This is a genomic window from Chlamydiales bacterium (assembly GCA_016185065.1).
In the GTDB taxonomy this organism is placed as follows: Bacteria; Chlamydiota; Chlamydiia; order Chlamydiales; family Rhabdochlamydiaceae.
In genome coordinates, this window is record JACPOL010000001.1 from 16,188 (window position 1) to 29,870 (window position 13,683).

At 48.8% G+C, this 13,683-nt stretch carries 12 protein-coding genes; all 12 read left to right on the top strand.

All coding sequences use genetic code 11. The features are described from left to right. Positions 1–55: 55 nt before the first annotated feature. Complete coding sequence (locus HYX48_00090; protein ID MBI2742302.1) at positions 56–496, top strand: hypothetical protein; 441 nt, start codon at positions 56–58, stop codon at positions 494–496. A gap of 76 nt (positions 497–572) precedes the next feature. After that, positions 573–1,571, top strand: a complete 999-nt coding sequence (locus HYX48_00095) for a hypothetical protein (GenBank protein ID MBI2742303.1) — start codon at positions 573–575, stop codon at positions 1,569–1,571. 34 nt (positions 1,572–1,605) lie between these two features. Next, positions 1,606–1,833, top strand: coding sequence for a hypothetical protein (locus tag HYX48_00100; GenBank protein ID MBI2742304.1), 228 nt, complete (start codon positions 1,606–1,608; stop codon positions 1,831–1,833). A gap of 61 nt (positions 1,834–1,894) precedes the next feature. Next, positions 1,895–4,594: a tetratricopeptide repeat protein gene (locus HYX48_00105; protein ID MBI2742305.1), complete on the top strand. Its 2,700-nt coding sequence runs from the start codon at positions 1,895–1,897 to the stop codon at positions 4,592–4,594. After that, on the top strand, positions 4,591–6,441 hold the full coding sequence (locus HYX48_00110) for a VWA domain-containing protein (protein ID MBI2742306.1): 1,851 nt from the start codon (positions 4,591–4,593) through the stop codon (positions 6,439–6,441). The genes HYX48_00105 and HYX48_00110 overlap by 4 nt, the downstream gene beginning before the upstream one ends. A gap of 231 nt (positions 6,442–6,672) precedes the next feature. Next, positions 6,673–7,242 (top strand): 16S rRNA (guanine(966)-N(2))-methyltransferase RsmD, encoded by a 570-nt coding sequence (rsmD, locus tag HYX48_00115; GenBank protein MBI2742307.1) that lies wholly within the window; start codon positions 6,673–6,675, stop codon positions 7,240–7,242. Between the two features lie 6 nt (positions 7,243–7,248). Then, positions 7,249–7,731 (top strand): pantetheine-phosphate adenylyltransferase, encoded by a 483-nt coding sequence (gene coaD, locus HYX48_00120; GenBank protein MBI2742308.1) that lies wholly within the window; start codon positions 7,249–7,251, stop codon positions 7,729–7,731. Positions 7,732–7,790: 59 nt separating this feature from the next. Next, on the top strand, positions 7,791–9,245 hold the full coding sequence (locus HYX48_00125) for a hypothetical protein (GenBank protein MBI2742309.1): 1,455 nt from the start codon (positions 7,791–7,793) through the stop codon (positions 9,243–9,245). Between the two features lie 66 nt (positions 9,246–9,311). Continuing rightward, positions 9,312–10,115, top strand: coding sequence for a hypothetical protein (locus HYX48_00130; GenBank protein MBI2742310.1), 804 nt, complete (start codon positions 9,312–9,314; stop codon positions 10,113–10,115). 396 nt (positions 10,116–10,511) lie between these two features. Further along, entirely contained in the window at positions 10,512–11,681 is a 1,170-nt protein-coding gene (locus HYX48_00135; protein ID MBI2742311.1) for a hypothetical protein, read from the top strand. Positions 11,682–11,764: 83 nt separating this feature from the next. After that, positions 11,765–12,640 (top strand): hypothetical protein, encoded by an 876-nt coding sequence (locus HYX48_00140; protein MBI2742312.1) that lies wholly within the window; start codon positions 11,765–11,767, stop codon positions 12,638–12,640. 14 nt (positions 12,641–12,654) lie between these two features. Next, entirely contained in the window at positions 12,655–13,545 is an 891-nt protein-coding gene (locus HYX48_00145; GenBank protein ID MBI2742313.1) for a hypothetical protein, read from the top strand. The last annotated feature ends 138 nt before the right edge of the window (positions 13,546–13,683 follow it).

Below are 13,683 nucleotides of genomic sequence, written 5' to 3' on the forward strand. Positions count from 1 at the left end.
GACAGTCTCGGAAACTATCAGTTATTAGTGGAATATATAGAGTCTGGGGGTAGACGTGAAGAAGATCTTATTCGGAGTTGTAGGAGCTGCACTAGTTTTAGCAGGCTGTGAAAGCAAAGCTGGCACAGGTGCACTTGTTGGAGCGGGTGGCGGAGCTCTGATTGGAGGAGTTGCCGGTGGCGGAACAGGCGCCCTGATCGGCGGTGCAGTCGGCGCAGGCACTGGAGCATTAATTGGATACGCCCTAGATGAGCAGGATCGTAAGATCATGGAGTCGCGCTCACCTCAAACTCTCGATAGAATCGACCGCGGGCAGCAGATGACAGTCCAAGACATTAAGAACATGTCCAAAAATGGACTTAAAGATGAGACGATCATCAACCAGATTAAAGCGACAAATAGCGTCTATCATCTGACAAGCGATCAGATCATCGATCTAAAAAAATCGGGCGTCTCACAAAATGTGATCGACTACATGATTGAGACTGGCGAGTAGTCGCGATCGCGATCTCTCTTGAGAAAATTGCAGCGATTAGTTAGTTTTTTACCCCATTAAGAGGGCTTTTTCTTTCATGACAACACAGACACATTCTACAGAAAAAAAAGTGCGCCTCTTCGACTCGCCTGTCGTACAGGAGAGGGTAAAACACCACGCTGAGAACGCATTTAGAGACTTTTTCTCTCTCACTCACGCGACAAAACAGTTCAACTTGGCCTTTTTCGCCCTCGCCGCCACTGAACTCGTCGCCATTCTTCTCCTCTCAGCACTTTCAAAATCTCTCTTCATCGCCATTTGTCTCGCTGGACTCTGCCTCACCGTCTTCTCCTACTTTCTTCTCTCCTTCTATATGGAAGCGAAAAAACCGGAGCAGATGGAAGAGATCTCCTCGCGCTATCTCTCTTCTTGCAAAGAGGCCGCAGGTGAAGGAGCGGATGACGACTCCATTTTCCTAGCCTACGCGCTCCGCTACTTCTCAGATCTGTTAGAGATGAAAAAGTGGATCGCACAGTCGCCAGCTCCCCTCCCTTTTCTACAGCCTCTTTTCGAGAAGTGTCTAGTCTGGATGCACTGGAAGGAGATCCATCAGATGAGGGAGCTGCTGCTTTCAAACGCGATAGAGCACCATCTCGATCTGATCAGGAAAGAGCCGCTAGATTTAGAAGCGCACGCGGCGCTTTCGCACACCTATTTAACAATGGCAAACCTTCAGCGTGCAGATCAGAGCTGGCCTTGGACTCCTTCCGCCTACTCTTCAAAGCCGATGAAAGAGAAGTTTGAATCCTACACCGCTCGAGCAGTTCAAGAGTTTAAAATTCTCGACGCCCTAGCACCTAACGAGCCTTGGGTCCATGCGCAACTGGCAAGCATCTATCACGACCTCGAAATGGCCCAGAAAGAGATCGAAGAGTATGAGATCCTTCTAAAACTCTCTCCTCAAGACCATAAACTAATCTTCCGCTTAGGCGTCCTCTACTTCAAGCAAGGGGAGACCGCGCGAGCACTTCTCCTCTACGAGCAGCTCAAAAAAGCAAACGATCCCCGCGCAGACGACCTCATCGCCCACTATTAGAACTAGATTATATTAATAAGTTGGCAGAAGAGACATGTCGGGTAGGCCAGGAGAAAGCTTCGCTTTACGTGAAAGAGGAAGATCGGGCACCGGCACGGGCACGGACACGTTTACGAAAGAGAGAAGAAGATCGGACTCTCTCTTTTTTCTTGCCTGTCAGCACCCGATCTTTATCTTCTCTTCCCGCTCCCCAGTTCCCCCTTTCGTGAACGTGCCCGTGTGCGTGCCCGCGCCCGATCTTCTCTTCCTCTTCGTTGCATGAAGTTTGTAAAATAATATGTTGTGAGTATAATCGGCCCAAACTCTTTAGCCCCAGGTGAGTCATGCGCAGAGATTATCTCCTTGTTTGTTTGCTCGCTCTTTCAGCTCCTCTTCTTCCTTCACTGAAACCGATTAAGAACACCTCTCCGCAAGAAGCTCTGCAGCTAAGGCGGATCGCAGAATTCTGGAAAGAGGGGGACTATCAAGCTGCCAAAATGCAGATTTTGGACCTTCTCTCAAAAAAACCAGACACCAATGCGCGTGAGCAGCTCTACACGATGCTCGGCGATCTCTACTTCTTCGACAACAAGCACGCCGAAGCCGTAGACGCCTATGCTAAAGTCACCGATGCAGATCTAAAAAAGAAGTCGCAGCTCAACTATCTGCGCTCACTCTTCTCTCTCAATCGCTATCCCGATGTCATTAAAGAGACAGCAAGAGAATTGAACGAAGCGGGCGGGGATAGATTCGAACTCCACTACCTCCTCGCAGAGTCGCTCTGGCGCCAAGGCATGCAGACAAAAGATGAGGAGAAGAAGCTCCGCATCCTAGAGAAAGCCAAACAGGAGTATAGAATTTTAGAAAAAACCTCTTTTAAAGAGGCCTCTCTCCTTCCAATGGCCTATATCCATAGAGAGATGAAAGAGAGCGCAGAAGCAGCAGCCCTATTTCTGCAGCTGGCGCAGAAGTATCCAGATAAAAAAGAGGAGCTCCTCTTTCAAGCGGCGTGTCTGCAAGTACAGACCAATAAAGAAGAGGCGTGCAAAACCTTCGCATCTGTCTACCAGCTCGCTGGGAAGAAAGCGAAGGCCGCAGCCTTCAACCAGCTTCTCCTCCTCTTTCAAATGGAGAAGTATTCCGAGCTCATTACAGCACAAGAGATTGCGAGAAAGTATCTCGCTCAAGAGAAGCTCCCCCTCGTTCAATTCTATATCGGCAAGAGCCATTTCGCTCTGAAAAATTACAAGCTGGCAGTGGTTCCCCTCCAGATGTTTTTAGCTGACAAACAGGCCTCATCTTCAGAAGTTAAGAGCGCTCTACTCTGCCTCATTAACTGTGCAAAAGAGACAAGGGACCTCTCTCTGATGGAGAATTCTGTTAAAAAGATGGGAGAGCTCTTCCCTGAAGATTTAGACTATGCAAAAACGCTTGTGCTTCACGCTCAGGTCGCTGAAGAACTTGGCGATGTGGCTGCGGCAAGAGAGCAGATCCAGAGAGTACTGGTCGCCTTCCCTAACCATGAAGAGAAGGAGGCCCTCTCTTTTGAACAGTGCCGTCTTCTCGTTAAAGCTCAACAGTGGGAGCAGGGCAGAGCAGCCTTCTCCGACTTCCTTCAAACCTTCTCCTCCAGCGCGCAAGCTGCATCTGCTTGGCACCAGCTCGTTCATGCAGCTCTGATGGAGCGTAAAAACGCAAAAGAAGAGCAGCTCGGAGCTAAAAATGAGATGCTCGTCTCAGTATTAAAAGAGGCCCTCAGCAAAGATCAGGTCTGGAAACAAGAAGAGAAAGAGAGCTATGTCTTTCTCATGGGAAAAACTCTCTATTCTATGGGCAGATGGGAAGAGAGCGCAAAAAGCTTAGAAACCTTCTTACAGGCATTTGCAACCTCCAGCTCCTCCGCGGAAGCGCACCTTCTCGTGGCTCTCGCTCTCCATAGAGCTGGAACCGAAGGGATGAACTTCTTAACTCACGCTGAACAGGCGCTCTCCTTAAATCCAAATCTTGAAAACCGCTCCGTTCTCCGTCTCATGCTCTACAACGCCTACCTCAAAGAGGCGGGTCAGCGACAAGGCGACAAAGATCTCATCGAGAAAGCTGCAGACCACCTCTATGCGTGCGCAATGCAGAACGATGTTGAAGTCAAGAGAGACAATCTGCTCTGGCTTGCCAACTACTACTATGGAAGAGCTAAAGCGGATAAGGGTGGAAACTACTCTGCACGCGCTACACAGCTTTTTGAGCGCATACTTAAAGAGCTCAAAGCGATCACAGCCGATACCCTATTCTTAGAAGGGGAGGCCTTGAAGTATGCTGAGCTCCTAACTCTGGTAGATAACTACCAGGGGGCCATTGCTCTTTTAGGCGACTTAAAGTCGATCTATGAAGCAAAACCCGACCTCTCGTGGAAGTTCCAGAGAAGAGCCCTCTTAGACCTCGGCAGAGCCTATGCCCATGTTAAAGAGACAGAGAGAGCTGTTGCAACCTACGACTACCTCATTAACACCTCATCTCACACCCTCTCCACTGCAGCGGATACAGCACTCTTAGAGCGCGCTCGTCTAGAGTATGGCCTCCTGCAAAAAGAGGAGAAGAGCGATGCGAATCCGCGCCTCTCTTCTATTCTCGCAGCTCTTAAAGACCTTCAAATTAAGAAACGGCTGACTAGCGAGCCTATTCACCTTGAAGCGGCTCTAGATTATGCGCTGATCAAATCTGAGCTCGTTCCTCAGGAGAAGCGCCTTGAAAAACTGCTCGCTCTCTTGAAGAGTGCCAAAGAAGAGTTCTTGAGTGAAGAGGATCCAGATGCTCAAGAGTATCAAGCGTGCAGACTGCGTCAGTCTGACAAGGATCAACTCTTTGTCACCTACATGAAATTTATCGACTCCCTAATTCTTCAAACACAAGCTGCGCTGACAGAAAACGAAGAGGAAGCCAAAGAGATGAAGCTCAAAGCAGATGCGCTGCTTGAAGAGCTGAAAAATTCTAATTCCGAACTGACACCCTATCTGCGCGATAAGTTAGAGAAAACAACAAGCCTATGAAGAATAAGAAGCGTTCTCTTCTTGCGACATGCCTTCTAATATCGGTAAGTCTGCACCTCTTTCTGGTCGCTTTTCTGGTGAAGCAGCCGCTAGTTCTGCAGAATAGATTTACCTCTCTCTTCCGCAAATCTACACCTCCTCTGGAAAGTGTGGCTGCAAACGAGGAGGATCTCGTGCGACAGGAAGAGCTTGAAGAGGTATTCGAGGAGCTTGCTTCTCCAGATCAGAAAGAGATTCCTTTTGATCTACGCTTCCATCCTTCCGACTATTATAAGCAGCCTTCTGAAGAGATCATCGCTACACTTCCTCCTCTCCCTGAAGCGGAGATTACAGAGAGTGAGAGCTTGCAGCTACCTACAATGGTCGCTCCCTCTCTCGCTTTTGTTCTAGCCAGCTTCGACGAGATGGAGCGCGTGCGCGATGAGGAGACTATCTTTCCACAGCTTTCGCTTGAAAAGAGGGCGAGTTCTGATCCAAAAAACATCCTCACTTCTTCTCTTGTCCTAGAGGGCGTAGAAGAGGAGGATGACCTCGGTTTTGAATCGATGCCAACCATTGCAATGGCAGAATCCACCCTCCCTCCAGCTTCATTCATGGAGAGCTTTAGCAAAGAACCTAACGCTGCAGCCCCACAAGAGCTGAAGCCGGCACTAGATGCCTCTCTCTTCTCTTCGGAGAAGAGCGAGAAAGAGACTACGCTTCTACTGCCTCAGAGCCCCATTATCACCCTTGGCGAGGGCTCCATGCTGGGAATCCCATCAAGAGACTCTCTTCCCGAAGTGGACGCCTACCTACTTCCTCAGATCGCTCAGACTCAAAGTTGGGATGAAGCGTTCGAAGTGAAGATGCAGCTGATGCCTCATCCTGAGGGCGCAGGCTACGTCTTCTCTCTCAGCCTAAACCCAACAGATGAGCTCCAGCTAGAGAGCCAGCCGCAGAACTACTACTTCCTAATCGACAGATCTAGCTCTATCGAGCGCCACCGCTTTGCAGCCTATAAGCGCGCCGTCATAAAAGCTCTCTCCTGCCTGCAAGAGGGAGACAAGTTCAACATCATCCTCTTCGACAAGAAGGTAAGACGCCTAAGCGAAAGCTCGCTACCCTTCTCAAGGGCCTCAATCAGCCGCGCAGAAGAGTTCCTCGAAGGACAAGAGCATGGCGGGATGTTCGCCTCTGCAGATCTCTACTCCTCTCTTGAAAAGATCATCCCTCGCACCCTCTCTGACGATGAGGTTCACACCGCTATCTTGCTCAGTGACGGCGGCTCTTCGCAAGCGACAGTAAGACATCAAAAAAGCATCGGCAAGTGGCTCGAGAAGAATGAGGGGAAAGTTACCTTGCACTCAGCAGCAGTTGGACAGGGAAACAATCTGATCATGCTCGATCTCTTAAGCAGCTGCAGTGGAGGCCAGCTCCTCTACTCCGACACACACGCCGCCTTCCCTAGACGTCTCGGCAAGCTCCTGCTCGATCTGCGTAATCCTCTGATTACCAACATGACAGTTACCGCTATCCCAAAAGATGGCAGCAGCAAGATCCACTTCTATCCTACGACATCCAACATGCCAACTCTGTTTGCAAAGCGCCCCTACGACATTGTAGGCACTTTAAACAAGTTCGGCGACTTTACCCTCCTGATTCAAGGAAAGTATAAGGATCAGTGGGTGACCATTACTAAAGAGATCTCTTTAAAAGACGCAGCAAAAGCCCCTCGCATCCTAGAAAAGCGCTGGGCAAAGGTGCGTGCTAAGGAGCAGTACGAGAACTTTTTAAGAGAGGGCAAAGTTGCCCATCTCATAAAAGCCAAAGAACTGCTAAAATCCTCTGGCAACGATATCGCTCTATAGCAAGCAAAAAGAAACAAAAAGAAAAAACAGGATCCGCGTCGCTGGCAGGATCGGCGCTAGCCGCGCCGGCAGGATCTTCGGATTTTTTTTATCCTGCCGCTGCGTCAGCAGCGATCCTGCCAGCGAAGCGGATCCTGTTTTTTATTCCGGAAAAATTCTTCCCCTTCGAGCTTAAATCATCAGACTGCTAAGATTTTCTACCACGGAGAGCACAGAGGAATAAATTTTTTTATGTCACTACGCATCTTAGGCGGCGCGCTGCGCGGCCGCGTCTTAAAAACTCCGAAGGGAGCGCCCGTGCGCCCCACAACTGGACTTCTGAAGAAGTCCTTCTTCGACATCTGCAAAGATAGGATCGTCGAGACAAACTTCCTCGACCTCTTCGCGGGCTCTGGCGCCATCGGCATCGAAGCGTTAAGTCGCGGTGCAGCACACGCAACCTTCATCGACAGCGACAGACGCTCTATCCTCTGCATCCAAGAGAACCTGCGCGCTTTAAAACTCGAAGAGCAGGCCACACTTCTCACAGGAGATGTAGAAACTGTTCTACGCCGTTTAGAAGAGATGAAAAAAAAGTATGACCTGATCTACATCGATCCTCCCTACGAGAAGAACACCTACCATCCAGAACTCCTCACCCTTTTAGACGGAATGGAGCTTGCGCGCCATGCGGATATCTTCATCGAAGAGGCCTACCCCTCTCCGTGGGAGAAGCAGCCCATCCCCCTCAAACACTTCATCTGCAAAGATAGACGCCACTTCGGCAGGTCGATCTTGCACCAATATCTGCCTGTTTCATAATGTCTAATTATGGACAGTGCACTCTTTGCAGGCAGCTTCGACCCGCCCACACTCGGCCATCTCGATATCATTAAACGCGCAGCCCCTCTCTTCAAAGAGCTCCACATTGGCATTGCTGCTAATCTCTCCAAGCAGAGTAGCTTCACCATTCAAGAGCGCGAGGAGATGCTGCGCAAACTCACTAAAAATCTAACCTCTGTAAAAGTAGAGAGCTTCTCCGAACTTACTGTCGACTTTGCAAAGAGAAAGAAGACCTCTCTTCTCATCCGCGGACTTCGCTCTGCTGCGGATCTCGAAAGCGAGATTCAGCTCGCTCTTGCAAACCGCAAGCTCTCCGGCATCGAAACCCTCTTTCTCATCACAGATCCCCAGCTCAGCCACATCAGCTCCACTCTCATCAAAGAGATCGCTCACCAAAAAAGACGACTGCACGACTTTGTCCCTGCAGAGATCGAAGAGCAGATTTTTCAGAAGCTATCAAAAAGATAGTTCACAAATTCGCGCTGTAGTGTAAGAATATTTCGCAAACTCTACACACCAAGCGCACTATGTCAATTCTACCGCTCGAATCCAAAGGCCCCGACCGCCTCCCTTCTCCTCCAGCCAGCGAGCCTGGCCACAAGAGAAAAATCTCCTTCGGTGATGAGGCAGGCAGAAGCACGCTCACAAGCATGAAAGTATTCGATGATGCTCAACCTGTCGTGCCAAAACCCGGAGAACTATTTGTAGCTACAGACGAACTAGAAGAAGATGAACCTGAAGTCGAAGCTCCTGAGACTAAAGATAGCGCTGCTGCTGAAGAACCGGAAGAAGAGATCACCCCCCACGTAAAAGAGGAGGATTCCGAATTCAATGTCATCAGCACACCTCACAAATCGCCCGTCAAAAGCGCAATTAAAAAAGAGTCCGATATTGGCTGCTGGGGCTGGCTAGAGTCGAATCTACCCTCCTGCATTTTCACGGTTCTTGTCTGGTTTAAAGAGCTAATCGAGCTATGTTTTCCAGAAGCTCCTGCTGCATCAAAAGCTTCTGATCTCATTTCTGCTCATGAACAGCTCTGGCATAGCGTTGACAAGCTCACTGAGCAGTGGATTCGCGACTCTAAATTTGCAGAAAGGTCTGCAGAAAGAACCAAAAAAATTACGCCATTTGCCTGCCAAGCCACTCTGATCATCAAACTCTATCTACCAGATGAGCAGGTCAAATTTATCAAATTCTCAAAGCTCTACATCAATGAGAACAGGGAGAAGCTAAGGCGCGACATCCTTCGTCATTTGCGCACACAAGAAAAACCGGAAGATAATCTAGAGAACTTTGAAACGGCATTCTTGACTGTTTCTCAAGAGTCTTTTGCTGGGCGTCCAATGGTCATGTCAAAATTTGTCACATGCAAATTCGATCCCGAGTCTCCTTCCGTCACTCTCTCCGATCAGAAAACCACCCGAGGAGTTCGCTCTCCCGATACTCTTTTAGCCTCCTCCCCTCTATTCCAAGAGGCGGGCATTCAGGCCGCCCAATTAATGCCTACGGATGAGGGAGCGCTTCTTCTGCGCAATCTGATGCAGGTTGAAGATGCTCTTGTTGAGCTTAAAGCCTACTGGAAAGAGTATTTCAAAGAGAAAGATGTCCAAGAGGAGGAGTTTACCACCTCTGTTTCTATCATGTTGAAATGCACGCCAGAAAAACCGTTTGTCACTACAAACCTTTCGTATACGCAGAAGACGCGTAAAGATTTTGATCAGAATATGATAGATCTATTCCATAAAATAAAAACCGCGCACTCAACAGACTCTCTCTGCACTAATTTCCAACTCAGCTGTGTGATACTCCACAAGCCTAAAGCCGGAGTCGATGGAACTGCACTCTCATACACATATCGTCCGCTAACAGATCAAACCAGGGGCCCTTTTCTAGTTGAACATTTCTCTAGTAGAGAAAAATATCAGGAGATCTTAACGGACCCCAGGTTTGGCGGAGATGGCGGGCCTGTTTTTCACGAATAAATTTTGAGTCTTGGAATTTAAGCCCTACTCGCTCATATTTTCTCTTTTTTCAGGAGAGAAAATCGCATGGACAAACTAACCGAAGGCAGCCACCGCAGGCAGGGAACGCCCTTTATTTCGAGTGACTCTGGACAGCGAAGTGCACAACAGCACCTGCGCACAGCCCTGACAAGCCCACGCTCTACGATTGCAAGTGCAGCAGCTTCTCCTGCGGAAGAGGAGGAGCCAGATGCAGCTCCCGCACCGCGGCGATTCAGCGGATGTCTGGAGGGGTGGGTTCCCGAATGCCTGCTCGACATGCTCGAGCCTCTTTGCGCTCTCGTCTACTCCTGGTTCGTCACAGAACCCGCTCCTGCTTTATCAGAGGTTCAGATCAGAAGAGAATTAGGAGAAGCTCGAAGGGTGATATTCGAGGCCTGGAAGAGAGAGATCGCCAGTAAAATTCACAGCAATATAGCTGATCTTCTTGATGACCGTACAGATTTAGATCAGCCATTCAGCTGCGAAGTTACTCTCCACCTCGAAGTTGTTCTACAAAAAGAAAATCCCCGTTTTCCTCAGCATGTTGCTCGCATCAGAACTCTTACACAAGACAACTATCGGAATTTAGAATCGCTCATGCTTGCGCTTGAAAATGATGTGCTTGAACTCGTTGAGCAGCGCAATGAACTGGTCGTCGATTTCAAATTTGGCGTCATGCAAGTGCACGAGGATAGCACAATCATCTACTACAGCTGCCATGGAGCAGCTCTCCATACGCGCACCTTTAACTCCAAAGAGGATTACGAGACGAGAGAACCTGATGACATCCCTCCCTTCCTCGAAGGCTGGGTCAAGCCAGAGCGCCTCCCCGCCCAAGAAAAAGCCTGAAGAATATTCTCTTTCTTTGACCGAACGAAAAGAGGTCCCCAGAGGTAATTGCAAAAATCCCGCTGGCAGCTTTTTTGGACTTTCACCGATTTTTCAAGAGTAAAAAAACAGGATCCGCTTCGCTGGCAGGATCGGCGCTAACCGCGCCGGCAGGATAGAAAGAAAGAATCTTTTTCTCTCTCTTATCCTGCCGCCGCGCATGCGGCGATCCTGCCAGCGAAGCGGATCCTGTTATTTTTTCTTCATACTCCTTCTAGTCTGCAAAACGCTAGACCAAGTCATATGCACTCCAGGAATTTCGCTCCGCTCAATCAAAGAGGGGAGGCTTTTCGAGGGTGGATTTATAATCCAAAAAAGTTTATACATTTCCGCGTTTAAACCCGCGGAGACACTTCAATGGCACCACCTCTTTTAGCACGAGAACTAACACCTCCTCTTTCTCAATCTGAATTAGAGAGTGCCGCTCGCGCCTCCGCAAGCCCTCACCATGCCTCGGCAAAATCACATTCACACGCAGCGCTAGAGCGCCGAGGCTCCACCTTGAGTTCTCTCGATCCGTTGAACCCCGCCCCCTCCTCTTCACTCCACTACTGCGCCTTCCTTCAAGGATGGCTGCCGGAGTGGGCCATCGACCTCCTCGAATCTTTTTGCTGTTGGATCGCCTCTCTCTTTGCTAATCCAATCCATCAGAGCAATCTCAAGGAGCTAGGCGTCGCAAGAGATGATCTTGTCCGCTCTTGGGAGCCGCTTGACGCTTCTACGGAAGAGATTCATCTCGTCGTGAACATTAAGTTAGCACTTGAAGACCCGCGCAAAGAACCTTCCACGACCAATAGGGTCTTCGTCTACAGAACAGTCCCTCGTGATGTTCTCCATCATGATATCGAGAGCTTTATTCAGTATGCCCTTAGAAAAACGGGTGGCAAAGATATCCATAGTTTTGATTTAGACGTGACAACACTAACTACTCACACCGATCAGAGCATCAGCGGAAGTGTGCGCGGCTTCAGCTATAGTCCAGAGAAGGGGAGAGAAGTTTTGCCCTCTAGACGGCTAGAATCGCAAGAGCCCTTTGCAAGGCAGGCTGCGGCTATCCACCTCCAAAACGGTCAGCAGATTATCGATGCATTTGGTATCCAAGAAACGGCCTGGAGGCTCTCGCTGCATCACGACGCGGTACGCGATGTGATTCTGCATATTGTAATTCGTTCTCAGAACCCAGGCGTTCTTCCTAAAGAATTTCAGGGATCATACACCTATAAACACGATGAGAGAGGACGGTTTCATCAAGATCTTAAACAGTTCTACGACACTCACATTCTCCCTTATGGCAAAGAGACCAACTTTAATTATTTCGAATTGGAGATCATTGAACTGAGGCATGGTGCGGATGAAGAGGTCGCAGGCTCATTAAATAAATTTCTATATAATCGACATCTAAACGAGCCTCACTTCTCATGCCACAATTTTTCTTCATTCGATATATACACTCAAAAAGGTTTTAACATCGTTCTCGAAGCGGGACACTTTATATTCAAGGAGGGGAGCATTAACTTCGTAGAATAACCACAAAATTTAATTTTAATTATTATAAAATAACCAGATTTCACTTATAATTATTAGAATTAAACCCTCAAGAGCAAGCCATCATGACAGCCTTACAACGAGCGGGGCAACAACCCAGTTCGGTAGAGCACAGCTACTACGAGTATCCGGATCTCCCTGTCCAAACTCCAAATTTCCGCTACTTTGACTGCCTGGCTGCCTATCTTCCCGAGAGCGTCGTCGAGCTGATCGACCGCATCTGCATCTTCATCGCCTCATTTTTTGATCCTGCATTAAATTCTCTTATAAATAGACATAATGCTTGCCTGGGACAGCTGGACCGAGCACTTACAACTAGCTTTCAATACTACTGTCCAAAGCTTCGAAATGGAGAAAAAGGCAGATACGCTGCTCAATTCATTTTGAAATTCAATGAGAAACCAGAGAGCTGCAAAAGCGCCAGTCACACCGGAATCATAGATCCTGATGGGACTACAAGTTTTATAGATGAGAGAGGAGCTGTTCATTTAGGAGAGAGCAACTTCAGAAGACTCTTTTACGATACACACCTATCAAAAGAAGTTAACAGACACAACCGCTTTGTTCAGGATTTTACCCTGCTCTTCACAATCTTCACAAAATCTCGCTACTTCGGAGATAGAATGGACTCTCTCTCCTTCGCCATGTGTTTTAATCCAAACGGAGAGGGGGCCTTTAACGCAGTCGAACCAGTTATCAAGCCAACTGACCTGCGGAATATGCACAATATCGAGACCAATCAGCACTGGGACTACGACTCTTTTCAGAAAAGTGGTCTCATTCCTCAAGCTTTAAAAGATATTGTCTCCGAAGAGGATTTTACCCCTGTAAAGAAGAGGGAAACATACGAGACAAAGGCTGAAAAAGAAAAAAAAATGGATCAAAGCAATCTCGACAGCGCTTATCCCGACTTCAACTTAGTGCGGGTTACAGGTAGATAAAAAAATAGGATATTATGTCACATGCAAGTTCAGTAGGTTCGGGATCCGGATCTCCAGAGATCTTCGTCCAAGAGCATGAAGGAGACGAGGGCGATGATGCGGCTTTAGATCGCGTCTCCCTTGCACAACTATCTGTGCCATTCAACCTGAATGCTATCCCTCCCATTCTAGAGCTGCGCTACTGCGCCTGCCTCGTCGACTATCTTCCAGAGTGCGTCGTCGAGCTAATCGACCGCATCTGCATCTTTGTCGCTTGGATTTTTTCTCCCTCAGAGGCCTCTCTTACCAGAACAGCAGCTGCTTGCAGGCAGCAGCTAGATCAGCTCCTTACGACGAAATTTGAGGAATTCTGCCCAGAAGTCTGCAGTAGCATCCAGCACGGTCGAGAGGGTGGAGCAAGATTTACCGCTCAGATCGAATGCAAATTCTATGAAGAGGCTGAGTCATATAAAAACTATGGGATCAGAGGGACAATAGATGGTCGGGGAATTGCAACGGTAATCATGGATGATACTGGCAATGAACATAGACTAGAGAATAGCTTCAGACAGCTCTTACATGGAGATATCGCGTTATTGCAATATTTTGCCAGGGCCGATCGCCATCTCCAGGATTTTACACTGCTCTTCTCGATCATCATGCCGCTAGAGCTAAATGCGACAGCTGCGCTTCCTCCCTCCACGCCGATGGTCTCCCACTCCTTTGTCTTCCGCTTTAACCCAGACGGAGAGCGCGCAATCAACGAGCTCGATAAGCACCGCTTTAGTGCAGGCACGCGCATGAACACTGGCACTCTCGATGCCCACCAGCACCGCAGCTACGCGGATCTTTATCACGACCCTCGCCTTCCTGAAAGCCTAAAAGATCTTATCTCCGAACACGAGTTCGAACCTCTAAACTCCTAACAATAGAGCAAAGGGAGCAACTATCTAGGAAACACCTCTCTTTTGGAGTGCGGCGACCCGGCGCCGCTTCTCTCAACATCGGCTAGACGAATCGCCAGGTCGATCTCGAAAAAAGCGGCGCCGGGTCGCCGCACTCCA